The organism is Corynebacterium guangdongense (assembly GCF_030408915.1).
Taxonomy (GTDB): Bacteria; Actinomycetota; Actinomycetes; order Mycobacteriales; family Mycobacteriaceae; genus Corynebacterium; species Corynebacterium guangdongense.
Map to the genome: position 1 here is coordinate 1,787,251 of NZ_CP047654.1, position 24,088 is coordinate 1,811,338.

General features: G+C 67.6%; 22 protein-coding genes. 12 read left to right on the forward strand and 10 right to left on the reverse strand.

All coding sequences use genetic code 11. The features are described 5' to 3' along the window. The first annotated feature begins 25 nt into the window (after positions 1-25). From CGUA_RS08465 to CGUA_RS08475, 3 genes are read left to right on the forward strand one after another with little or no spacing between them, the layout of a single operon-like run. A complete protein-coding gene (locus tag CGUA_RS08465; protein WP_290194678.1) occupies positions 26-955 on the forward strand; it encodes an ABC transporter substrate-binding protein in 930 nt (309 codons plus the stop codon). A 5-nt stretch (positions 956-960) separates the two neighbouring features. After that, positions 961-1,482 (forward strand): DinB family protein, encoded by a 522-nt coding sequence (locus CGUA_RS08470; RefSeq protein WP_290194681.1) that lies wholly within the window; start codon positions 961-963, stop codon positions 1,480-1,482. 11 nt (positions 1,483-1,493) lie between these two features. Next, the gene (locus CGUA_RS08475) at positions 1,494-1,883 is read left to right on the forward strand and encodes a rhodanese-like domain-containing protein (protein WP_290194683.1); all 390 of its coding nucleotides are present in this window, start codon (positions 1,494-1,496) and stop codon (positions 1,881-1,883) included. Between the two features lie 41 nt (positions 1,884-1,924). Here CGUA_RS08475 and hisH read toward each other — a convergent pair whose 3' ends face one another. The 5 genes from hisH to hisD all read right to left on the reverse strand — a co-directional run bounded on the left by hisH (position 1,925) and on the right by hisD (position 7,218). After that, positions 1,925-2,569, reverse strand: coding sequence for an imidazole glycerol phosphate synthase subunit HisH (hisH, locus tag CGUA_RS08480; RefSeq protein WP_290194685.1), 645 nt, complete (start codon positions 2,567-2,569; stop codon positions 1,925-1,927). Positions 2,570-2,611: 42 nt separating this feature from the next. After that, on the reverse strand, positions 2,612-3,841 hold the full coding sequence (locus tag CGUA_RS08485) for an MFS transporter (protein WP_310169421.1): 1,230 nt from the start codon (positions 3,839-3,841) through the stop codon (positions 2,612-2,614). A 288-nt stretch (positions 3,842-4,129) separates the two neighbouring features. Continuing rightward, positions 4,130-4,732 (reverse strand): imidazoleglycerol-phosphate dehydratase HisB, encoded by a 603-nt coding sequence (hisB, locus tag CGUA_RS08490; RefSeq protein WP_290194689.1) that lies wholly within the window; start codon positions 4,730-4,732, stop codon positions 4,130-4,132. Positions 4,733-4,753: 21 nt separating this feature from the next. Beyond that, a complete protein-coding gene (locus tag CGUA_RS08495; protein ID WP_290194692.1) occupies positions 4,754-5,887 on the reverse strand; it encodes a histidinol-phosphate transaminase in 1,134 nt (377 codons plus the stop codon). A gap of 2 nt (positions 5,888-5,889) precedes the next feature. Next, positions 5,890-7,218, reverse strand: a complete 1,329-nt coding sequence (gene hisD, locus CGUA_RS08500) for a histidinol dehydrogenase (protein ID WP_290194694.1) — start codon at positions 7,216-7,218, stop codon at positions 5,890-5,892. 157 nt (positions 7,219-7,375) lie between these two features. On the opposite strand from hisD, the gene CGUA_RS08505 reads away from it, so the two are divergent. Continuing rightward, a complete protein-coding gene (locus tag CGUA_RS08505) occupies positions 7,376-8,506 on the forward strand; it encodes a YbjN domain-containing protein (protein WP_290194696.1) in 1,131 nt (376 codons plus the stop codon). Here CGUA_RS08505 and CGUA_RS08510 read toward each other — a convergent pair. The 5 genes from CGUA_RS08510 to CGUA_RS08530 all read right to left on the reverse strand — a co-directional run bounded on the left by CGUA_RS08510 (position 8,503) and on the right by CGUA_RS08530 (position 12,758). Next, positions 8,503-9,282, reverse strand: coding sequence for a hypothetical protein (locus CGUA_RS08510; protein WP_290194698.1), 780 nt, complete (start codon positions 9,280-9,282; stop codon positions 8,503-8,505). The genes CGUA_RS08505 and CGUA_RS08510 overlap by 4 nt on opposite strands. Before the next feature lie 142 nt (positions 9,283-9,424). Further along, on the reverse strand, positions 9,425-9,664 hold the full coding sequence (locus CGUA_RS08515) for a hypothetical protein (RefSeq protein ID WP_290194700.1): 240 nt from the start codon (positions 9,662-9,664) through the stop codon (positions 9,425-9,427). A 19-nt stretch (positions 9,665-9,683) separates the two neighbouring features. Beyond that, positions 9,684-11,216: a molybdopterin-dependent oxidoreductase gene (locus CGUA_RS08520; RefSeq protein WP_290194701.1), complete on the reverse strand. Its 1,533-nt coding sequence runs from the start codon at positions 11,214-11,216 to the stop codon at positions 9,684-9,686. Positions 11,217-11,418: 202 nt separating this feature from the next. Then, the gene (locus tag CGUA_RS08525) at positions 11,419-11,967 is read right to left on the reverse strand and encodes a hypothetical protein (protein WP_290194703.1); all 549 of its coding nucleotides are present in this window, start codon (positions 11,965-11,967) and stop codon (positions 11,419-11,421) included. Between the two features lie 44 nt (positions 11,968-12,011). Beyond that, the gene (locus CGUA_RS08530; RefSeq protein ID WP_290194706.1) at positions 12,012-12,758 is read right to left on the reverse strand and encodes an Rv0361 family membrane protein; all 747 of its coding nucleotides are present in this window, start codon (positions 12,756-12,758) and stop codon (positions 12,012-12,014) included. A gap of 216 nt (positions 12,759-12,974) precedes the next feature. Between CGUA_RS08530 and CGUA_RS08535 the strand changes: the two genes are divergently transcribed. From CGUA_RS08535 to CGUA_RS08570, 8 genes are all read left to right on the forward strand, one after another. Next, complete coding sequence (locus CGUA_RS08535) at positions 12,975-13,553, forward strand: TetR family transcriptional regulator (protein WP_290194708.1); 579 nt, start codon at positions 12,975-12,977, stop codon at positions 13,551-13,553. A gap of 40 nt (positions 13,554-13,593) precedes the next feature. Further along, the gene (gene glgX / locus CGUA_RS08540) at positions 13,594-16,200 is read left to right on the forward strand and encodes a glycogen debranching protein GlgX (protein WP_290194710.1); all 2,607 of its coding nucleotides are present in this window, start codon (positions 13,594-13,596) and stop codon (positions 16,198-16,200) included. Positions 16,201-16,214: 14 nt separating this feature from the next. Further along, positions 16,215-17,603, forward strand: coding sequence for an exonuclease domain-containing protein (locus tag CGUA_RS08545; RefSeq protein WP_290194712.1), 1,389 nt, complete (start codon positions 16,215-16,217; stop codon positions 17,601-17,603). Positions 17,604-17,680: 77 nt separating this feature from the next. Beyond that, a complete protein-coding gene (locus tag CGUA_RS08550) occupies positions 17,681-18,166 on the forward strand; it encodes a hypothetical protein (protein WP_290194714.1) in 486 nt (161 codons plus the stop codon). 90 nt (positions 18,167-18,256) lie between these two features. Beyond that, positions 18,257-20,788 (forward strand): malto-oligosyltrehalose synthase, encoded by a 2,532-nt coding sequence (gene treY / locus CGUA_RS08555; protein WP_290194716.1) that lies wholly within the window; start codon positions 18,257-18,259, stop codon positions 20,786-20,788. A gap of 37 nt (positions 20,789-20,825) precedes the next feature. Beyond that, positions 20,826-21,860 (forward strand): GTP pyrophosphokinase, encoded by a 1,035-nt coding sequence (locus CGUA_RS08560; protein ID WP_290194718.1) that lies wholly within the window; start codon positions 20,826-20,828, stop codon positions 21,858-21,860. Positions 21,861-21,927: 67 nt separating this feature from the next. Continuing rightward, complete coding sequence (locus CGUA_RS08565; RefSeq protein WP_290194720.1) at positions 21,928-22,980, forward strand: LLM class flavin-dependent oxidoreductase; 1,053 nt, start codon at positions 21,928-21,930, stop codon at positions 22,978-22,980. Between the two features lie 34 nt (positions 22,981-23,014). Continuing rightward, on the forward strand, positions 23,015-24,079 hold the full coding sequence (locus CGUA_RS08570) for an LLM class flavin-dependent oxidoreductase (protein WP_290194723.1): 1,065 nt from the start codon (positions 23,015-23,017) through the stop codon (positions 24,077-24,079). Positions 24,080-24,088: the final 9 nt, after the last annotated feature.

The window sequence follows — 24,088 nt, forward strand, 5'->3', positions numbered from 1 at the left end:
TCAAGCCGAGAAGAAAGTGACCACCATGAAGAAGATCGTTCTGGCCGCCGCGCTGGCCTCCTCCGTCGTCCTCGCCGCCTGCTCCACCTCCGATCCGACCGGTTCCGAAGCCGACGGCGGGGAGGGCGGCGACGGCGGGGCCATCGTCATCGGCACCGCCAACTTCCCGGAGTCCGACATCATCGGCAACATCTACGCCGAGGCGCTGAAGGAGGCCGGCTTCGACGTCGAGGTGAACTCCGGCATCGGCTCCCGCGAGGTCTACACCGGCGCCCTGGAGGAGGGCTCCGTGGACGTGTTCCCGGAGTACGTCGGCTCGCTGGGCGCCTTCTATGACGCCGACATCCCCGAAGGCGCGGACTCCGCGGCCGTGGCCGGCGCCACCGCCGAGGCCCTCCCCGAGGGGCTGGCACTCGGCGAGCTCGCCCCGGGCCAGAACTCCGACTCCTTCCATGTGTTGCCGGCCACGGCCGAGGAGTACGGCCTCACCACCCTGGGCGACCTGCAGAAGATGGACACCATCCGCTGGGCGGCGAACCCGGAGATCGAGCAGCGCCCGTTCAACGCCGAGGGGCTCGAGCGCGTCTACGGCGTCAGCGCCGACAAGATCGAGTACAACTTCATCTCCGACAGCGGCGGGCCACTGTCGGTGACCGCCCTGCGTGACGGCGTCGTCGACGTCGCCAGCGTCTATTCGACCTCCCCCTCCTACGATTCCGAGGGCAACATCGTCGAGACCGTCGCGCTGGCGGACCCGGAAGGTCTCATCCTCCCGGAGAACATCGTTCCGGTCTACCGCGTCGACGCCCTGCCGCAGGAGGCCGTCGACGTCCTCAACGAGGTCAACGCGGAGCTGACCACCGAGCAGCTGGTGGCCTTCAATGACCGCAACCTCGGTGAGGAGAAGGCCTCCCCGGTGGCGATCGCCCAGGACTTCGTGGCGGAGCGTTCCTAGCCGCCATGGACTCCACCGACGTCATCCGGGATCTCGCCTCCCGCCCCGTCACGGCGGTGCGGGCGCTGCCCACGCTGACCCCGGCACAGCTCAACGCGCACCCGGGCGGCCACCCGAACTCCATCGCGTGGCTGTTGTGGCACTCGGGTCGCGAGGTGGACGTCCAGCTCGCGGACTTGACCGGCTGGGAGCAGGCCTGGACCCGGTCCGGATTCCGGGACCGTTTCGGCCTGCCCTACCTGGGCGACGGTTTCGGCCTGGGCCACTCGCCGGCCGAGGCCGCCTCGGTCGTCGTCGAAGACCAGCCGCTGCTCGGCGAGTACCTCGAAACCGTGCTCGGGGAGGTCGTGACCTACTGGGCCGAGCAGTCCCCCGCCCAGCTCGACGAAACCGTCGCCGAGTACGACGGGCTGCCGGTCTCCCGCGGCATCCGGCTGATCTCCCTCATCGACGACGTGCAGCAGCACGTCGGCGCCGCCTACCACGTGGCGGGCATGCTGCTGGACAGGCCGGTGGGGCCGGCCTGATGCAGGGATCCATGTCCCACCTGGAGCGGGCCCGCGCCCGTCTGAGGCGGCTGTCCCCGGTACAGGCGTACGAGCTGCAGGAGGCCGGCAGGGCGAGGCTTGTCGACGTCCGCATGCCCGACCACCGCCGCGCCCAGGGTGAGCTGCCCGGGGCGATCGTCATCGACCTGACCATCCTGCCCTGGCGGCTGGATCCCACCTTCGCCTGGCGCATCCCCGAGGCCGTCGACTGGTCGCACCCGTGGGTGCTGGTGTGCCGCCACGGCTACTCCTCCTCGCTGGCGGCGGCCGCCCTGCAGGAGATGGGGCTGCACAACGCCACCGACGTGGTCGGCGGTTTCGAGGCGTGGGCCGCGGCGGGCCTGCCCGTTCACACCGGCCCCGCCGACGTCCGCGACTAGATGGCGGGGGCGGCGAGGAGGCGGGGTAGGCCGTGGGGAACCTAGAAGCTCTTCAGCCAGTTCTCTAGCAGGTGGGCGCCGGCGTCGCCGGACTTCTCGGGGTGGAACTGGGTCGCCCACAGAGGTTCGTTCTCGACGGCGGCGACGAAGCGGTCACCGCCGTGCGACGCCCAGGTCACCTTCGGTGGCCGGGTCCGGCCGTCGGTGACGAGACTCCATTCCCGCGCCGCGTAGGAGTGGACGAAGTAGAAGCGGGTGGCCTCGTCGAACCCGGCGAACATCTCCGACCCCTCAGGCGTCTCGACCGTGTTCCAGCCCATGTGCGGCAGGATGTCCGCCTGCAGGCGCTCGACGCTGCCCGGCCACTCCCCGCAGCCCTGCGTGACGATGCCGTGTTCGTTGCCGGTCTCAAAGAGAACCTGCATACCGACGCAGATGCCCAGCACCGGACGGCCGCCGGCGAGGCGCTGGCCGATCACGCGGGGTCCCTCGACCGCCCGCAGGCCCTTCATGCAGGCTGCGTAGGCGCCGACGCCCGGCACGACCAGCCCGTCCATCTCGACGGCAACCTTCGGATCGGAGGTGACGGTGACGTTCGCCCCCACGTGCTCGAGCGCACGCTGGGCGGAACGGAGGTTGCCGGAACCGTAGTCCAGCAGGGCGACAGACTTAGCCGAAGTGGTCATGCGCACAAGAATAACGCCCACTCCCCCGTCGACCACTATCGTCTAGTCAGCGCGTTTTTCCGCCGGCCGCCCGGTGCGCCGGACGGCCTGGCGCAGTCGGGTCGAGAGGTTGTCGTACTCGGTGACGCGATACAGGCCGAGCCAGCGGTCGAGCAGGCTCGCGACGATGCCGAACGCGATGACCGCGGCCGCCGCGCCGAAACCGGACGCGTAGGCGGCGACCCCGACGATGGCACCGAACGCGACCGAGCCGACGCCGGTGCCCGAATCGTAGAAGATGTTCCACACCGCCGAGGCCTCCGAGACCTTCGAGCGCGGCAGCCGGTGGAACATCGTCAGCAGGGCCTCGTTCTGGACCGCGCCGAAGCCGCCGCCGAACATGAGCGCCGCCGGCACCAGCAGCCACACGGACCACCCGTAGTACAGGATGGCCGCCATCAGGGCCATGCCCAGCAGCGCCAGCAGCTGGAACGGAATGATCAGGCGCCCCGGCTCACCGGAGCGGTCGGCGGCCAGACCGACGAGATAGCGGAAGACCATGGCGGCCCCGCCCGTCACCGAGAGGACCAGTCCGCCGATAACGGCACCGGTGACGGGGTCGGCCTCCCGAATCGCCGTCGGCAGGAAGGAGGAGACCAGACCGTAGCCCATGGAGATCGTCATCAGCGACAGCGCCGGGACCAACACCAGCTTCCACATGGCCACCCGGCGATGCTCGCCCGCGTCCGCGGAGGAGGCCGACACCGGTGCGGCCTTGATCGCGGGGATCCGCAGGCACATGACGGCGGCGACCAGCGCGACGACCGCAGCCGTGAGGTAGACGGGCTCGTAGCCGAAGGCGTCGGCGACGGCCAGGCCGATGGGCAGGGCGATCATCTGCGAGAGACCGATGAACACGCCCAGGGTGCCGGTCCCCTTGCCCAACAGCTTCAGCGGGAGCAGCTCGGCGATCAGGGCGGACTCGGCCACGGTGATCGCGCCGAACCCGATGCCGCGCAGCGCGCTGAACAGGAGGACGATCCAGGCCTCGGTACCCAGCAGGTGCCCCAGGGCCGGGACGCCGAGCATGAAGGCGGCCAGGACCATCACCGGGCGGTAGCCGACGACCCGCAGGAGCCACGGCGTGCTGATCTGGGTGATCACCGTCGCTGCCATGAAGGCGCCGGTGGTGGCGCCGGCCAGTGCCGCCGTGCCGCCGGAGTCGATGACGGCCATCGGCACCACTGGCAGCAGCAGCGACCAGGCGCCGAAAGCGGCGGCGACGGCGACCATCGTCGCCAGAAAGCCGGGTGCCTTCCAGATGCTGTCGATGGTGCCGCCACGCTGTGCGGGAGCCGGGGTCGGTCTAGTCAAATCATTCTGACTGGCCTCGGCGTTGCTCACTAACCCACTACTCCTAACAAGACAAGTACGGCACCGACCACGGCCACTCCGGCGAGAACCATCATGACCAGTGTCGCTGCCTTGGAACCGTTCTGGTATGCCGAGATTACGCCCCCGACCAGGAGACCGGCAACCAGGAACAGGCCCATGACCATCCAGTAGGAGCCGTCCATGGGGTTAGAGCGCTCCCTTGGTGGAGGGAACACCGCTCACCCGCGGATCTGCCTCCGTGGCCTCGCGCAGCGCCCGGGCGACAGCCTTGTACTCGGCCTCGGTGATGTGGTGCGGGTCGCGACCGTAGTGCACGTTGATGTGCAGGGTGATGCGGGAGTTGTAGGCCAGGGTCTCAAAGAAGTGGCGGTTGATGACGGTGGCGTAGTGGCCGCCGATGACCTGCCAGTCCATGTTCTCCGGCTCGCCGTTCATGACGAAGTAGGGGCGGTTCGAGATGTCCAGGACGGCCTCGACGAGGGTCTCGTCCATCGGCAACTGGCGCTGGCCGAAGCGGCGGATGCCCTTCTTGTCGCCGAAGGCGTCGAGAAGCGCCTCGCCCAGGACGATGGCGGTGTCCTCGACGGTATGGTGCGCGTCGATCTCGGTGTCGCCCTGGGCCTTGACCGTCAGGTCGAAGGCGCCGTGGGTGCCGAAGGCGTTGAGCATGTGGTCGAAGAACGGCAGGCCGGTGTCGACGTCGACCTGTCCGGTGCCGTCGAGGTTGATCTCGACCTGGATGTCCGACTCGCTGGTGGTGCGGGTGGACCGTCCGATGCGATCACTCATGAAGGAGCAGCTCCTGATTGTCTAGAGGTTGAGGGCCTTGACTTCCGCCGCCGCGGCGAGGAAGGCGTCGTTTTCGACGGGCAGACCGATGGTGGTGCGCAGGTGGCCGGCGACGCCGACGTCACGGATGAGCACGTCGCGCTCGAGGAAAGCCTCCCACGCGGCGTGCTGGTCCCGGAAATCCCCGAAAAAGATGAAGTTGGACTCGCTGGGCACCCGGCTGTAGCCAAGCTCGTCGAGGCGGGCGGCGACGCGTTCGCGCTCCTCGGAGAGCTTCTGCACCGTGGCCAGGGTGTCCTCGCTGTGGCGCAGGGCGACGATGGCCGCCGCCTGGCTGAGCATGGACAGGTGGTACGGCAGACGCACCAGCATGACGGCCTCGATGAAGGCGGGGGCCGCGACGAAGTAGCCCAGCCGTCCGCCCGCGAAGTCGAAGGCCTTGCTCATCGTTCGGGAGACGACCAGCTTGGCAGGGTATTTCTCCAGCAGGGTCACGGCCGAGGGGGACGGGGAAAACTCCGCGTAGGCCTCGTCGACGATGACGATGCCCTCGGTCGCGGCGATGATCTTCTCGATGTCCGCCAGCGAGGTGACGTCGCCGGTCGGGTTGTTCGGGGTGGTCACGAAAATGACGTCCGGGGCGTGCTCGGCGATGGCCGCCAACGCGGCGTCCGTGTCGATGCGGAAATCCGCCCCGCGCGGGCAGTTGATGAACTCCGTCTGCGTGCCGGCCGACAGGATCGGGTGCATCGAGTAGGAGGGCTGGAAGCCGAGCGCCGTGCGGCCCGGGCCGCCGAATGCCTGGAGCAGCTGCTGCAGCACCTCGTTGGAGCCGTTGGCCGCCCACAGGTTGTCCCTGGTCACCGTGACGCCGGTCTGGCGGGTCACATAGTCGGCCAGCGCCTCGCGCAGCTCGACGCTGTCGCGCTCCGGGTAGCGGTTGAGCTCGGGGGCGAGCTTGGCGACGGTCGCCACGAGATCATCGATCAGCTCCTGCGAGGGAGAGTACGGGTTCTCGTTGGTGTTGAGCTGGTTGGCGACCTCCAGCTGGGGGGCGCCGTAGGCGGACTTGCCGCGCAGCTCCTCGCGCAGCGGGAGGCTGTCCAGAGAGGTTCCGACCGCTGCGGTGCCGTCTGCGAACTCGGGGGTCGTCACTATCAGTTGTCCTTCTCGGTGGGCAGTGATTCGAAACGGGCGCGGATGGCCTCGCCGTGGGCCGGGAGGGCCTCGGCGTCGGCCAGCGCGATGACGTGCGGGGCGATCTCCTTGAGGGCGACCTCGTCGTACTCGATCAGGTTAACTTCCCGCAGGAAGGTGTGCGTCGACAGCCCCGAGCTGAAGGCCGCGGTGCCGGAGGTCGGCAGAACGTGGTTCGAGCCGGCGGCGTAGTCGCCCAGCGGGACCGGCGAGTAGTTGCCCACGAAGATGGCGCCGGCGTGACGGATGCGCTCGGCGACCTCGCGGGCGCTCCGGGTGTGGATCTCGAGGTGCTCCGCGGCGTAGGCGTCGGCGACGGCGATGCCAGCCTCCATGTCGTCGACCAGGACGATGCCGGACTGCTGACCGGTCAGCGCCTCCTTGACGCGCTCGGCGTTGAGGGTGACGGTGTAGCGCTCGTCGATCTCCCTGTCCACGGCGCGGGCGAATTCCTCGCTGTCGGTGATGAGCACGGAGGCGGCGAGCTGGTCGTGCTCCGCCTGGGAGATGAGGTCGTAGGCGACCATGACGGCGTCGGCGGTGTCGTCGGCGAGCACGGCGATCTCGGAGGGGCCCGCCTCGGCGTCGATCCCCACGACACCGTTGACCAGGCGCTTGGCGGCGGTGACGAAGATGTTGCCCGGGCCGGTGATGATGTCGACCGGCTCCAGGTCTTCCGCGTCGTCGCCGTAGGCCATCAGCGCGACGGCCTGGGCGCCGCCGACCGCCCAGACCTCCTCGACGCCGAGCAGGTGGCAGGCGGCCAGAATCGTCGGATGCGGCTGGCCGGCGAACTCCGCCTGCGGCGGGGTCGCCACCAGGAGGCTGCCGACGCCGGCCTCCTGCGCCGGGATGACGTTCATCAGGACGCTGGAGGGGTACACGGCCTGGCCGCCCGGGACGTAGAGACCGACGCGGTCGATCGGGATGTGCACCTCGGTGACCGTCGCCCCCTGCCCCAGCGTGGTGGTGTGCGGGGTCGGCTTCTGCTCCGCGTGGACCTTGCGGATGCGGGCGATCGACTCCCTCAGCGCGTCAATGACCTCCGCGTCGAGCGTGTCGACCGCGGCGGCGATGACCTCCCGAGGGACGCGCACGGCCTCCGGACGGACGTGATCGAACTTCTCGCCGTAATCGAGGGCCGCGGCGGCGCCGCCCTCACGGACCGCCTCCACGATGGGGGCGACGGTGGGGATGACGGCGTTGACGTCAGTGCCACCGCGGGGCAGAACGCGCCGCAACTCCGACTTCGAGGGAGCGTGACCGCGCAGATCAATGGTGGTGAGCATGCTGACTGTGCCTCCGGATACGTACCGACGGATAAAAGGACTAGACCCCATTCTATCGCCCCCGCCCGGTGGGCCACATCTCGGTGTCCTGCCGGCGGATCCGCGGCGTGCCCCTACACTCGGAACAGAAGCTTCACCCTGGAGGAGGTCACCGGCAATGGGACGACGTTCAAGCACCACGCCGTCGGGCGACGATCCGAGCCGTCCGGTCACGCTCCCCCGCGTCGCCGTCGCACTCAGCGCCCTCGGCCTGCACTGCCTCTACGGGGAGGACCGGCTGGTCGTCCCCTGGAACGACCACATCCTCGTCGTCCGCCGGCTGATGCCCACCCGCCCCTCGGAGCCGGCGACGCTGAGGTTCGACATGGTGCTGCGCCAGCGCCTGGAGATGGCGGACATGCCGAAGGTCGCCGAGGTCCTCAACGCCTGGAACCAGGAACGCCTGGACCCCACCGTGACGATGGCGCTGCAGGGCGACGTCCTGAACACCCACGTGCAGTTCCGGGCCCATTCCGCCGTCATCATCGACCTGGGGCTGAGCGACGAACAGCTGGCCACCGCCGTGGAGCTGGGCGTGGACACCAGCGTGCTGCTCACCAGGGAGATGATCAGCCAATTCCCGCAGCTGGCGACCGAGGACAGCCAGGTGGCCACGGAAATACGCAACCGCCAGGACCACGACGCGGTACGTGGCGTGCTGGACGGGCTGCCGCGACCCGACGAAGGCCTCCCCGCCCCCATCAGCGCCGAGGAGGCGGCGTCCCGGGCCGCCCACCCCTCGGGACAGTCCCGGGCCCGGACGGCGGCGGCCACGCGCCAGGAGTTCCTGGAGGCTGGGGTCGGCGCGTCGCCGAGGGAGGTCGTCGTCGAGCATGTCCAGGCGTCGCTGACGGCGGCCGGCATCGAGAAGCAGCAGGTCGTGGACGACCTGGTGCTCGCCTGGATCAACGGGGTGCTCTTCGCGTTCTACCTCGACAACGGGCCGAGCCTGCTCATCCGCGCCTTCTGGGAGGTGGAGGCGGACCCGAACGCGGACCGCTTCCGGCTTTTCCTGGTGTGCAACGACTTCAACGCCAAGTCGAGCCTGGTCAAGTCCTTCACCCAGAAGGACCGGGACGGACTGCAGGTGCGGATGGAATTCACCGTCAACCTCTCCGCCGGACAGAATGCGGCGCAGCTCAAGCACCTGGTCACGGTGGGGATGGGTCAGGTCATGGCCGCGGTGGACGTGATCAGCACGGAGGCCTCCGGGGAGACCGCCGTCGAGTGGCCGGGCCAGGACGGCTAGCCGCAGACCTTCCAGGTTCCGCCTTCGTTGGCGAAAGTGAGGGTCTGATCGCCGGCCTGCCCGTCCGTCGTGGAGTTGACCTGGGCGGTGGCCTGGTCACCGTCGACGTTGATGCTCCGGATGCTGTTGAGTGTCGGCGCCGGCGGCGCCGGCTGGTTGACCAGCTGCTCGCGCACGACCGGGCCGACGTTCGGATCCTCCATGAGCGCGAAGACGTCCATACCCTGCATTTCCGGAAGCTCCTGCGCCATCATCGCCTTGGCCTCCTGCTGGGAGGCCTGCAGTGCGGGGGCGCAGGTGGAGCGCTGGGTGTGGTCCCAGAGGGTTGCCATGTTCGCGTAGTGGGCGCTGTCGAACTGGTTGCGCACCGCTGACTCCACCTCGGCGGCCGCGGCCGGGTCACCGGTGGTTCCCTCGGCTCGGACATCCGGCGCGGTGTCACTGAGTGCGACGGAGGTGCCGGATGGGGCGCTCTTCGCGCCCGGAGCCGGCTTCTCCCCTGCCGGCGACTTGTCCTTGGTGCCGGCCGCCTCTTCGTCACCGGCCGTTTCCTTGTCGTCGGCCGCAGACGCCTCCGACTCCGCCGACGACTCCGAAGACGCGGCAGTCTCGGACTTCTCCGACGCCGGGGCCGCCGTGGTGCTCGTGACGGTGGACCCGTCAGCGGTGGTGTCCCCCTCGCTGTCCGCACTGGCGCCGCAGGCCACCAGGCTCAGCGACAGCGGGGCGCCGACCAGCAGGGCGACGAGAGACTTCTTGGTTCGGTTAACAGACAACACCGGCGGAACTCCTGATTGTTCAAGCGATTGAGTCCGGCCAGCATAACAAGGAACGAAGCGGTGCGCTGCTCGTTCGGCGGCAAATTGGGTACCCCGGAAATCGTGGCGACACCCCCGGGAGGGTGCCGGCCGGGCGGGACTACCTGCCGATGCGGAAGTCGCCGACCCTGGCGAGCACGTCATTCAGCGCATCGACGTCGGGGGTGACGGTGTCCTTGTGCTTGATGATCACCCGGGCCTGCTCCTCGGTGATCTCGAAGGTCGCCTGACCCAACCCCTGCTCCGCGAAGACGTCGTACAGCGCCTGGAGCGCCTTCTTGACGTCGGCGTCGGTGGCGACGCCGGTGACTGGGTAGGTGGTGGAGGTGATGTGAGCCATGTCGGTCAATGTAGCACCCTTAAATACGACCGTTGAACGCCTGCAGGGCCGAGTCCTCGCGGGTTCCGCCACGCCCGTCGCCGTAATCCGCGTAATCGTGGATCCAGGCGATCCGGGAGACCCATTTGACCGCCTTGTAGCCGTGGTTGGATTCGACCCGCAGCCGGGCCGGGGCTCCGAGGTGATTGTCAATGGGCGCGCCGTTGCGTTCGTAGGCGAGAATCGAATCGTCCTCCTCGGCGGTGGCCGCGTCGATGACCGCGTAGAAGGGCTCGCGCGGGCGGTTGTCGTACATCTTCTGCGCCAGCCCGTAGGACTCGATCATGAGGAAGTTGGCGCCCTCCGGGCGCTCCCCGAGCAACGGCATGAGGTCGCGCAGGCGCACCCCCGTCCACCGGGACGTGGCCGACCAGCCCTGCATGCAGGTGTGGGTGGCGATGTAGGAGGTCTGCGCCAGCGTCCTGATCTGCTCGAGGGTGACGACCCTGGAGCGTTGGTTGATGTCGTCACCGAGGGTGATCTCGTAGTCCTCATAGTCGTTGTCGCGCTGCTGGACCCAGTACGCGGACTCATCCTCCGTGGGAGGCAGGCCGTTGGTCCAGTGGAACTCGGAGATGTCGGCGTCGGTGAAAGAGTTCTGCCTAGCGCTGCGCGGGCGCATCCAGTTGAGGAAGATCTTGCGGCCGATCTCGGAGATACCGGCGGTGACGCGCTGCGCGCGGGCGCGGTCGGCCAGGGACCAGTAGGACAGGCCAATCCAGAAGAGGATCACCACAACGACGGTGGCGACGATGGTGGTGAAGGCCTGCGCGACGTACGCCGGGTCATACTCCGCGCCAAAGGCCATGTGCATCCAGTTGTGCGGGCCATGGACGAAGAAGACCAGACCGACGTGAACGACGATGAAAGCGCTCATCAGAACCATGCCGATGAAGTGCAACGAACGGGCACCCTGGTGGCCGCCCCAGAGTTTGACGTACCACGTGTAGCGGGAACGCACGGCCGGGGACATGGCGACGCCGGTCAGCATCATGAACGGGGCGAGAATGAAAATGACGAAAGTGTAGGCGAGCATCTGCAGCGCGTCGTAGGGCGAGAAATGCTCGATGGACGGGACATCCAGAGAAAGGTAGATCAGGGCCGACTCCCACGCCTGCGGGAAAACGTCCCAGGAGGTGGGGATGATGCGGCGCCACAGCCCGGTGGCGAAAAGGAGGGTGACGTAGACGATGCCGTTGAGCACCCAGAGCATGACCGACACCCCGTGCCAGTGACGGCCCAAGCCGATGTTCTCGCGACCGGGCAGGGACCAGATCGGTGAGACGGACTTCTCGTCCATCAGCGAGGTGTAGACGCCCTCCTCCTTGGGCAGCTTGCGCTGGGTGAAACGCAGCCATTCCGTGCCCGGGGCACAGTCATTGCGCCACCACAACCGAGGCAGAGAGGACAGCATCTCCACGCCGGAACGCAGGAGCATACCGATGAGAATGAAGTTGATCAGGTGCGATGCTCGCAACCAGAGGGGAAAGTCGGGGTTTGCCACGAGGTCCATGGGGGAGATCCTTTTCTCACGCGAACTCAGGAGTTTTCTCTTGAGCCGCTTGAACGACTACCCATCAACTGCCGCAGCGGCTCGCATTCCCTATTATTACTGCTATTTCCGTACTTATTACTGCAATAGGACAGAAGACACAGCTCCCGCCTCCACAGTTACCCCATTCAGTGGTGCCCCGCACGATATGGCGAGACGCGCCTCACCCCTCCTGGCGAACGCTCAGCGCCAGACACAGCCAGTAGGACAACGCCGCCAGGAAAGGGGACGCCAGCCACGCGATCCCGGGGTTGAATCTGGGCATCAGCATGACCTCCTCGCCGGGAGCGAGATCATCGGGATTGACCACCGTCGAGTGCAGGGCCGTTCCCACCAGGTCCCCCACCGCCAGGAAGGAGCCCGCCCCCGCGAGCACGACAACCAGCAGCCACAGCAGCATGCGCAGCCCCCGGGCCCCGGGGTTCAGCACGTAGGCGAACACGCCGAAAATCGCTCCCACCACTGCGGTGGTCAGCGCAAAGGTGATGAACGAGGAGAACTCGGCGCTGCTGGTGGGATCCAGCGAGACCGCCCCCTCCTCCAGATGCGTGCCGCGGATTGGCGGACGCAGCGCACCCCAGATAGCGCCGAGCGCGGAGTAGACCAGCAGGGAGACGGCAAGCAACCCCGCACCGGTGCCGACGCCCCGGGGGACGGGGCCGGAGCGGCGGTACGGGGTTGCGGACGTCGAACTGGTGGCGGTGCCTGTCATGAGCACTCAGGCTACACGGCACGCCCGCAGCGGCCGGAGGGTGACTAGACGGCGGAGGAGCAGAACTTCCAGCGACCGTCCTCACGCAGGAAACGCATGACGGACGTGTCAGTCTGGCCACCGGACGTGACAGTGACGTCTGCGGAGGCCCTGTCGCCGGCGACACTGAGATTCTCGACCGCGTCGACGCTCGGCTGCGCCTGCTGGAACTGCGGGATCTGGTCGAGCGGCATGTCAGGAACGCCCTGGGTGTTGTGATTCGGATCCAGGTCCGACTGGGCCAGGACGGCCTCGCAGGTGTTGTTCGGCACGTACTGCACCAGACTGTTGAGCGTGGACTGCTCGTAAATGCCGCGGACCAGGCCGTTGATGGCGTCCGCGTCCTCCTGACTGGCCGGAACGCCGCCAGCGACAGGTTCCTGGACCACCCCCTCGAGCTGCTCACCCTCCTCGAAGGGGTTGGCGAGGGTCTGCTGTGCCCCGGCGTTGGCGCCCTGCGCGTTCGGGACGGTCGGCACTACGGTGCCCTTCCCCGACTTCGGGGTCGCAGAGGCCAGGGCCTCCTCATCTTCGGTCCCGTTGTCGCCGTCTTCGGGCCCGGCGGCGGATTCCTCCGGAGCCGCTTCGGGTGCCGACGTGCTGGTCACGGCGCTTGCCGAACCGGCTGCGGCGGTGGAGCTGGAGTCGGAGTCAGCCTCGTTGGACCCGCAGGCGACAAGCATCAGCGGGGCGGCGATCGCCAGGGCAGCGAACACCTTCTGGGCGGTCGGCATCGTCGAAACGATCGTCACGAAAAATCTCCTAGCATTCTGTCGACTCTCATTCAGCGCACGTCACGGACAGCGTCGGCGTCAATTGGACCGGTCAGTGGCAATGCAGAGTCACCTTAGCAACGAATCTGCGCGCCCAACCTCCTGCCACATCATAGTTCCCTGTGAGTGCCGATCCATTTTCCGGCGTCACGGGCGACGACGGCGGCGAGGGATGGCTGGGCTAGGCTGAGCGTCGTGCAATTAAGTGTGGACTCCATCGTCGTGGCAGCCATGGACATTCTCGACCGCTACGGGCTCGCCGACATGACCATGCGTCGGGTCGCCTCCACCCTCGAGGTCGCTCCGGGGGCCCTGTACTGGCACATCAAGAACAAGCAGGAACTCATCTCGGCGATCGCCGAACGCATCCTCGACTCCGCCGACCAGGCCGACTTCGACGGCGCACCCGCCGTGGACGCCGACCACCCGGCAGTGACGATCGCCCGCTCGTGCGCGGCGCTGCGCCAGGCACTGCTGTCCCACCGCGACGGAGCGGAACTGGTGATGGCGGCGATGACCCAGCCCGATTCCACCCTCCGCCCCCGAATTGTGGACGCCTTCACGGAGGAACTGGTGGGAATCGGGCTCGACGCCGCCACCGCCCACGCCGGCGCGCAGGCACTCCTCCACCAGGTCTTCGGCGCGACGACCTTCGAGCAGGCGGCCCTGCAGAACCGGGAGCTGTTGTCGGGCGACGGTGCGTCGACAAGCGGCGCAGAGACCTCCGACCCCGGGGTGAGGCTCCTGCTGGACGCGTTGACGTGGCGAGACTGACTACCACCAATGACTGAGAGCCCCGCTAGACTCTGGTCCCATGACGACAGCTAACGAGTACACCGGTCAAGTCTGGCCGGGCGAGTCCTACCCCCTCGGATCCACGTATGACGGCGCAGGCACCAACTTCGCCCTCTTCTCCAACGTGGCGGAGAAAGTGGAACTCTGCCTGATCGACGAGGCCGGCAACGAGCAGCGCGTCAACATGGTGGAGGTCGACGCTTACGTCTGGCACTGCTACCTCCCCGCCATCCAGCCGGGACAACGCTACGGCTACCGCGTCCACGGCCCCTACGACCCGGGCGCCGGCAAGCGCTGCGACCCGAACAAGCTGCTGGTCGACCCGTACGCCCGCGCCTACGACGGGGAATTCGACGGTCACGCCTCCCTCTTCTCCTACGACATCCACGCCGAGCACCCGGGCACCGGACGCAACGAGGACGACAGCCTCGGCCACACGATGACCTCGGTGGTCATCAACCCCTTCTTCGACTGGGCCGACGACCGCGCGCCGAAAATCCCCTACAACGAGACCGTCATCTACGAAACCCACGTCAAGGGCACGACGATGACGCACCCCGACGTCCCCGAGGAGATGCGCGGCACCTACGCCGGCATGGCGCACCCCTCGGTCATCGAGTACTTCAAGGATCTCGGAGTCACCGCGATCGAGCTCATGCCGGTGCACCAGTTCCTCCAGGACGACCGTCTGCGCGATCTCGGACTGCGCAACTACTGGGGATACAACACCTTCGGATTCTTCGCGCCGCACAAGGACTACGCCGCCAATCAGCAGCCGGGCGGCGCCGTCGCCGAGTTCAAGTCCATGGTCCGTACCTACCACGAGGCCGGTATGGAGGTCATCCTCGATGTGGTCTACAACCACACCGCCGAGGGCAACCACCTGGGCCCGACCATCTGTTTCCGGGGCATCGACAACGAGGCCTACTACCGGCTCGTCGACGGCGATCCCTTCCACTACATGGACTACACGGGCACCGGCAACTCCCTCAACGTCCGCGATCCGCACTCGCTGCAGCTGATCCTCGACTCGCTGCGGTACTGGATCACCGAAATGCACGTCGACGGTTTCCGCTTCGACCTGGCGTCCACCCTGGCCCGCGAATTCAACGACGTGGACCGGCTCTCGACCTTCTTCGATCTGGTCCAGCAGGATCCGGTCGTCTCGCAGACCAAGCTCATCGCGGAGCCCTGGGACGTCGGCGAGGGCGGCTACCAGGTCGGCAACTTCCCGCCGCTGTGGACCGAGTGGAACGGTAAGTACCGCGACACCGTCCGCGACTTCTGGCGCGGCGAGCCCGCCACCCTCGGAGAGTTCGCCTCCCGCCTCACCGGCTCCTCGGACCTCTACGCCAACAACGACCGCCGCCCGACTGCGTCGATCAACTTCGTCACCGCCCATGACGGCTTCACCCTCAACGATCTGGTCAGCTACAACGAGAAGCACAACATGGCCAACGGGGAAGACAACCGCGACGGCGAATCCCACAACCGCTCCTGGAACCACGGCGTCGAGGGCCCCACCGACGACGAAGACATTCTCCGGCTCCGCGGCCGCCAGCGCCGCAACTTCCTCACCACTCTCCTGCTCTCCCTGGGCACCCCGATGCTCAGCCACGGCGACGAGATGGGTCGCACCCAGAACGGCAACAACAACGTTTATTGCCAGGACAATGAGCTGGCCTGGATCAACTGGCAGCAGCTGGAGACCAACAAGGATCTCCACGAGTTCACCCGCCGCCTCATCAACATCCGTCAGTCCCACCCGGTGTTCCGCCGCCGCCGCTTCCTCTCCGGCGGCCCGCTGGGTTCCGACGTCCGCGACCGTGACATCGCCTGGCTGTCCCCGGACGGCACGATGATGACCCAGGACGACTGGGACTTCTACTTCGGCAAGTCGATGATGGTCTACTTCAACGGCGACGCCATCACCGAAAACGACATGCGCGGCCAGGAGATCGTCGACGACTCCTTCCTCATGATGTTCAACGCACACTACGAGGAGATCGAGTTCACGCTGCCGCCGCGCTACCTCGGCACCAAGTGGCAGCTGCTCATCGACACCACCGAAGCCATCGGCTACCCCGCCGACGCCGCCATCATCGACGCCGCCGGCAAGCTGATCGTCCCGGCCCGCTCCACGATGGTCCTCAAGCAGGTCGAGAAGCCCGACTTCGAGCACTACGAAGAGGAAAAGGAGCAGCGTCTCGCCGGCCACGCACTGCATGACGGTGCTGAGCCGGTCAAGGCCGCCGCCGCCGACGCCGACGTCGATTCGCAGGCGGCCGAAGTCGAAGCCCCGGCGACCGTCCATCAGGACCTCGGTCACCACCTCGGGGGAGACGCCCGGAACACCGCGCCGCTCGCGGAGGAGGAACCCGGGACTGACGGCGAATCCGAACCCGAGACTGCCCCGGAGACTGCACCGGAACCGGAGGCCACCCCGGAGTCGGAACCGAAGGCCGCGTCGGCGGCGGCACGAGGAACTGCCGCTGCCGCCGAGGAGGACCCTGACGCGGGTGAGACCACCAGTGACATCGGTACGACCGGCGGCGCAGCCGGCGACCCCAAGACGACCGGTACGACCGGCACTACCGACGAGACCGGCGCCAAAAAGAAGAAGTAAGGAGCGGGAACCCTGTGATCGACGCCCACGGCACCACTTTGACGGTGGACAATGACGCCGTCCGCATCAACTACTCCGGGCTGGCCGCCGCTCTGCGCGGCCACGACGTCGACGGCGACGACATCACGTCCGGTTCCCGGCGTGACATCGCGATCTCAGAGATCACCGACGTCCAGGTCCACGCCCCGACCGCCTTTGACCTGGGTTGGGTACGCCTGCTCGGCCCGGACGTCACGGTGTACTTCTCCCCCAACCAGGAGGTCCAGGCGCAGCGGTTCGCCGATCACGTGACCGCCGCGCGCACGGGTGCGGCTCCCGCAGAGGCGGGCGTCGTCGGACTCAACGCCGTCGCGATGTCGATCGCCACGGCCAACCCCGACTGGGGTTCGGTGTGCCGCATCGAGCTGACCCGGCTCATCGACGGCGTCGCCGAGGAAAGGCGGACCTACCTGGTCCAGCCCCCCGTCGGCGTCGACGAGTTCGAGCCTGACACGGTCAGCTGGTACGGCGTCACGGCAGCCGATGTCGAGGGCCGGCCCCGGGTCGGCGAGGTGCTGCCCGAGGTCCTCGACTTCATCGGGGACCTGCCTCTGGTCGCGCACAACGCCTACTTCCAGGCTTCCGCGCTGCGCAGGGCCGCCCTCGCCTCCGGTGTCGAGCTCCCGGAGATCTCTTTCGGTTGCACCCTGGCGCTCGTCCGCGCCGCGCAACCGGAGCTGCCCGACCACGGGTTGGCCGCCGTCGCCAAGCACTACGGCGTCGAGGGCGAGCTTGACGACGCGGGCCGCACCGCCGGAATCCTCGTTGCGCTCGCCGAGCGTGGTCCGCTGATGGAGCAGTTCCACGCGGCCGGTTTCACGCTGGGACAGGTCAGCTCCGACCCGGTCATCCCGGTGCTGCTGGACCGCTCCGGCGCGGGCCGCGCGCTGCAGGCGGCCGGCGAGACCTCCGCGGGCGAGGGCGGAGCGGGCACGGACTTCCGCGACGCCGCCACCGCGGAGCCACCGGTCGTCACCGAGGAGCAGGTCGCCGAGGAGAGCGGCCAGTCCTCGCGTCGCCGAGGCCCCGCCCCGTGGCAGTCGGTGGCAACCCCGGACGAGATTCCGGAGCCCAACGCCGCCGCCGACCCCGACAACCCGCTCTTCGGGCAGCACGTCACCCTGACCGGTGACTTTGAGCCCTTCGACAAGGGCCAGATCTGGGCCGGCATCGCCGAACGCGGCGGCGAGGTGGGCAAGAACGTCACCAAGAAGACGACGATTCTCGTCGTGGGCACCTGGGCGACGAAAACCTCCAAGGAGAAGAAGGCGGAAGAATACCAGGCCAAGGGGCAGGAAATTCAGATCTGGCCGGGCGAGAAGCTGCTGGGTCTGCTAGAACTCGACGAGGAACCTCCCTTCTGACGGGAACCCCGTGGCTTCCGCCGCAGTCTAAGAAGGTGTCGTCTCCTTGAACTTCCCCGACCGGAGGTAGCCGCCCCATGACTGCGCCCGTCGCATCACCGCCACTGCTGCTCGCCCTGTACCCCGCCGCCGACGTCCCTCGCGACGTCGCTCAGGTGTCCTTGTCCCGCGACTTCTGCGCGGTCATCGTGGCCGGGACCCAGCCGCTGAGCTGCACGAGTCTGGGCAGGTCGGGGCTGAGCGAGCATGCCGCCTGGAACGGGGCGGCGCATAATCTGCTGGCGCTGGCCTCCTCCGCGGACGGCCTGCGTTTCTTCACCCGCCCCGCCGCCGGCGGCCTCGAGGTCGCGGTCGACGGTTCGGCGGCCTCCGGCTGGCTCGCCCACCCGAAAACGTTCACCGTCATGATGCGCCATGTGGCGGGGCTGCTGGGTTGTCCAGCCCCGCTGTTCGCGCTGCGTGACGGCGGCCGGGTGGTGGCCTATACATCCAGGGCAGCGATCGGCCCCGGTGGCCGGGTTCTCGCCTGGCGGGAGGGCTTCCCGGTCGTGGCGGCGACCTGAGACTCAGGTTTTTCCTAGACTGTTGGTACGACCTCGTGGCCGAGCCACGTGCACAGATCAAGCTAACGACCCTGGGAGTTCTGGTTCATCATGCGCCGTCCGATCACCGCAACCTACCGCCTGCAGCTGCGTGGCCCGCAGGCCGACGAGATGGAACGTGCCTTCACGTTCCAGGACGCCGCCGATCTGGTCCCTTACCTGCAGAAGCTCGGAGTGAGCCACCTGTACCTCTCCCCGATCTTCACCGCGCAGCCGGAGTCCAACCACGGTTACGACGTCATTGACCCGACCGAAATCAACCCCGAACTCGGCGGCATGGAGGGACTTCGCACCCTCGCCGAGGTCGCCCGGGAAGCGGGGCTGGGGCTGATCATCGACATCGTCCCCAACCACCTCTCGGTCGCCGTGCCGAAACGCAACAAGTGGTGGTGGGACGTCCTCAAGAACGGGCGGGACTCCGAGTTCGAGACCTATTTCGACATCGACTGGCACGAGGACAACGGGGCCGACGGCAAGCTCGGTCTCCCGGTCTTCGGCAGCCCCGACGACGAGGACAAGCTGGCGCTCGAGCACGACGAGGACCTGGACGAGATCGTCCTGGCCTATTACGAGCACAAATACCCGATCCGCCCCGGCACGTGCGAGGGCCTCGAGGACGACCCCGTCGAGGTATACGGAAAACAGTGCTACAAACTCATGTACTGGCGCGCCGGCGTCATCAGCTACCGCCGCTTCTTCTCCGTCAACGAACTGGCAGGCATCCGCCAGGAGGATCCGCTCGTCTTCGAGCACACCCACCGCATCCTGCGCACGCTCATCGCCGAGGATCTCATCGACGGCGTCCGCGTCGACCACCCGGACGGTCTCTCCGATCCCTTCGAGTACCTCAACCGCCTGCGCAACGTGATCGGTCCGGACCGCTGGCTCATCGCAGAGAAGATCCTGGCCGAGACCGAGCCGCTCGACCCGCGACTGGCTGTGGACGGAACCACCGGTTACGACGCGCTGCGTGAGTTCGACGGCATCTTCATCAACCGCGACGCGGAGGACTCCATGTCCATCCTCGCGCTCCAGCAGTCCGGGTCCACCTGGGACGAGGAGAGTTTCGTCGCCACCGAGCAGCAGCTCAAGCGGGAGGTCGCCGCAGCGGAGCTGGCCGCCGAGATCCGCCGGCTGGTCCGTGCCATCCGGCGCGACAACTTCTCCACCGCCGGCCATTCCGTCAGCGACGAGGACCTGACCGGCACCATCATCGAGCTGGTCGCGGCCACCCCGGTCTACCGCGCCGACTACCTCTCCCTGTCGCGGGTGACCGCCACCAACGTCGCAGAGATGGCCCGCCGCTTCCCCTCCCGCCGCGACGCCCTCGACCTCATTTCCGCCGCCCTGCTCGTCGGCGGGGAGGCCAAGATCCGCTTCGCCCAGGTCTGCGGCGCCGTCATGGCCAAGGGTGTGGAGGACACCACCTTCTACCGCGCCTGCCGACTCATCGCGCTACAGGAGGTCGGTGGCGCCCCGGGCCGTTTCGGCCTCTCCCCCGCGGAGTTCCACCTCAACCAGCAGGAGCGCGCGAACCTGTGGCCGCGTTCCCAGACCACGCTGTCGACCCACGACACCAAGCGCTCCGAGGACGTCCGCGCCCGCATCATCGAACTGACCGAGCACCCCAACGCCTTCGGCGAGATCGTCCGCCGCGTCACCGCCCAGGTGCCCGCGCCCGACGCCGCCGCCGGTCATTTCCTCCTCCAGAACCTCATCGGCGTCTGGCCGGTCGACGGCGAGTTCAGTGAGAGCCTCAAACAACGGGTCCGCGCGTACGCCGTCAAGGCCATGCGTGAGGCCGCGGTGCGCACCAGCTGGTTCGATCCGGATCAGCAGTTCGAGGACGCCATCACCGACTGGCTTGACGCGCTGGCCGACGGGCCGCTGACCACCGAGATCACCCGTTTCCTGCAACCCGTCCACCGCGGCGCGGTGCTCATTTCCCTCGGCCGCAAGATGCTGCAGATCATCGGCCCGGGCATCCCGGACGTCTACCAGGGTCAGGAGTTCTTCGACGATTCCCTGGTCGACCCGGACAACCGCCGCTTCGTCGATTACACGGCCCGCTCCCAGACGCTGGAGCTGCTCACGCAGGGCTACGACTGGTGCCGGGCCGCGGAAACCGCCCGCGACGGGCTCCCGGAGGGCCACCAGGACCAGGCCCGCACCCTGAACTCCTGGTACCCGCACATCTTCGCCCAGCCGGACCTGGCGAAGCTTCACGTCCTCCACGAGGCTCTCAAGGTGCGCCGGGAGTTCCCGGACATCTTCGGCGACGGTGACTACCAGGCCGTCTTCGCGGAGGGGCCCGCCGACGGGCAGCTCGTCGGCATGGCCCGCGGCTACGCCAACGCCCCGTCCACGGATGAGCTGTCGGTCGTCGCCCTGGCCACCCGTCGGCCGTGGAAGCTGGCCAAGCATGACGGCTGGCGTGAAACCACCCTGACCCTGCCCAAGGGTGAGTGGACCGACCGGCTGACCGGCCGCAGCTTCTCCGGCACTATCCTGGTGTCCGAGGTCCTCGACATCTTCCCGACCGCCCTGCTGGTCGCGGATCGCATCGAGGGAATCCCTCACTAGCCCCACAAGCGAAGTCGGAGTGACTACATTGGTCCGGGTGTCAAAAACGATCAGCCTCCTCGGTTCGCGCTACCACGAGTGGGTCCGCGAGCATCCGGCGGCCGCCGAGCAGTTCACCGCCGCCATCGAGGACCTGCTCAACGACGCCGGCATCACCTTCGACTCCGTGACCGCCCGGGTCAAGACCTGGCCCTCGCTCAAGGCCAAGGCCCGCAAGCGCCGGGAGGACGGGAGCCTGTCCTACCCCGAGCCGTGGACCGACATCCACGATCTGGTGGGGGTGCGCGTGACGGTATTCCACTCCACGGAAATTCCCGTCGCGCTGGCGGCGCTGGGGGAAGCTTTCACGGTGCTGCGCAGCGTCGACAAGGCGGCTGAGACCCGCATCGCCGGCGGCTTCGGCTACGGCTCGCACCACCTCGTGGTGCAGGTGGTCGAGGACGACGAGGATCTCGCCGAGTACGCCGGCATGAGCTTCGAAATCCAGGTGCGCACGGTCCTGCAGCACGCCTGGGCGGAATTCGAGCACGACGTCCGCTACAAGCGCGGTGACGGACCCCTGGATCCGCAGGTGGATCGCGCCTTTACTCTGGCCGCGGGACTCATTGAGCTGGCGGACCAGCAGTTCGATCAGATCGCCGCGCTCAAGCAGCACAAGTCGGAGGCGGAGGCCGACGACGTGCCCATTTCGACGGAAACGCTGCCGGGCATCCTGGCGATGCTCATCGGCACCCGCTTCCCCCGGTCGCGTTCGGAGACCTACCGCTGGCTCGACGAATTGCTGGAGCTCGAGGGCATCACCACGGTGGGCCAGCTCGGGGAGCTGCTCAACGACGCCGACATCGAGACCGTCATGGCGGCGATACGCTACCGCTTCAACCCGGGCCAGGTTCGTCTCATCGATGATCTGCTGCTCTACAACTTCGGCGAGACCCACATCGAGCGCACCGGGGCCACCGGCACCCGGTCGGAGCAACGCCCGCGTCGTCTGCGCGCACGCCTGAAGCTCCTGCGGGCGTTTGACGCCGAGGCGGGGCGGAAGGAACCGCCGACCCGATCGGCGGGGGAATAAGCCGACTTCCCCTCCGGTTGATTGTTGACGTAACCTCAAAGTAGCAATCATCCAGAGAGTGAGCGTCATGGCCAACCCAGACACCGTCCAATTCGGTCTCGACACCTTCGGCGACGTCCAGGTCGACGCCGAGGGCGCGCCGCTCACCCACGCCCAGACTCTCCGCAACATCGTCGACGAGGCCGTTCTCGCCGACGAACTGGGCATCGACTTCTTCGGCGTCGGCGAACACCACCGCGCCGACTACGCGGTCCCCGCCCCGGACGTCCTGCTGGCGGGCATTGCCACCCGCACCCGTCGGATCAGGCTCGCCCCGTCCGTCGTCGTCCTCGGCTCCGACGACCCTGTCCGCGTATTCGAGCGCTACTCCACCGTCAACGCGCTCTCCGACGGCCGCGCGGAGCTCTCGGTCGGGCGCGGCTCCTTCACGGAATCCTTCCCCCTCTTCGGGTACGACTTCACCGACTACGAGGAACTCTTCGACGAGAAACTCACACTGCTGCGCCAGCTTCTCGACGCCGACCGCGCCGGCGCACCCGTCACCTGGGAGGGCACGCGGCGGCCGCCCATCGACAGCCTCCGCGTCTTCCCGCCGACCGAGACGCCGATGCCGGCGTGGGTCGCGATCGGCGGCACCCCGAAGTCCGCGCTCCGCGCCGCCGAGCAGGGCTTCAACCTGGAGATCGCCGTCATCACCGGCAACCCGATGTACTACAAGACCTTCGCCGGGCTGTATCACAAGGCTAACGAGCAGCTCGGACACCCGCGCGGCCTGGTCAGCGTGCACTCCCCCGGCCTCATCGCCGAGACCGACGCCGAAGCCCGCGCCCGGCTCTTCGAACCGTGGAAGGAGCAGCAGCGGCTGGTCGGCGCCGACCGTGGCTGGCCGGCCCCCACCCGGGGCACCTTCAACGTCGAGCTCGGCCACGGTTCACTGTTCGCCGGCTCCCCGGAGACGGTGGCCAGGAAGATCGCGGCCACCGTCACCAACCTCAACCTCGACCGTTTTGTCCTCAAGTATTCGAACGGGCCCAGCCCCCACGAGCACGCGATGGACACCATCCGCCTCTACGGTGAGCGGGTCATCCCGATGGTCCGCGACATCCTCACGACAACCTGAAACTCACGACAACCTGAAAAGAGACAACACCACCATGAACGCGATCGACCCCAACGCCATTGAATTCGGCCTCGACACCTTCGGCGACGTCCAGTCCGACCTGGACGGCAACCTCCTGCCCCATGCTCAGGTCATCCGCAACGTCGTCGAGGAGGCTGTACTCGCCGACGAGGTCGGCATCGACGTCTTCGGCATCGGCGAACACCACCGTGAGGACTACGCCGTCCCGGCCCCGGAGATGCTGCTGTCCAACATCGCTGCCCGCACCCAGAACATCAGGCTGACCACCTCCGTCATCGTGCTTTCCTCCAACGATCCGGTCCGCCTCTACGAGCAGTTCTCCACTCTCCAGGCGTTGTCCGACGGCCGCGCGGAGATGACCCTCGGCCGTGGCTCCTTCACCGAGTCCTTCCCGCTGTTCGGCTTCTCCATGCGCGACTACGAGACGCTCTTCGAGGAGAAGCTGGACCTGACCCGCAGGATTCTCGACGCCGACGCCGCCGGCGAGACCGTCACCTGGTCGGGCACCACCCGAGCTTCCCTGGAGAACCAAGGCATCTGGCCGCCGGCCGAAACCCCGATCCCGACCTGGGTCGCCGTCGGCGGGTCGCCGGAGTCCGTCATCCGCGCCGCCCGCCAGCGCATGCCGCTCATGCTCGCCATCATCGGCGGCGCTCCGGCTCGCTTCCGCCCCTACGTCGACCTCTTCCACCAGGCCAACGAGCAGATCGGCAACGAGAAGCTGCCGGTGGGCGCCCACTTCTACGGCTTCGTGGCGGAAACCGACGAGGAGGCCCAGGAGAAGATGTACCCCTACTGGGAGCGCGTCCAGACCCTCGTCGGCCGCGACCGCGGCTGGCCGGCCCCGACGCCGGACCAGTTCTACCGCGAGATTCACCACGGCGCCATGCATCTGGGTTCGGTGGAGACGGTCGCGCAGAAGACCGCCAACTCGATTCAGGCCCTGGGGCTGGATCGCTTCGTGTTCAAGTACTCCAACGGCCCGATTCCGCACGAGTACTCAATGGACGCCATCCGCCTGATCGGCGAGCAGGTCATTCCGCGCGTGCGCGAGATCCTCACCGAGCGCGCCAAGTAGCGCCTGCCG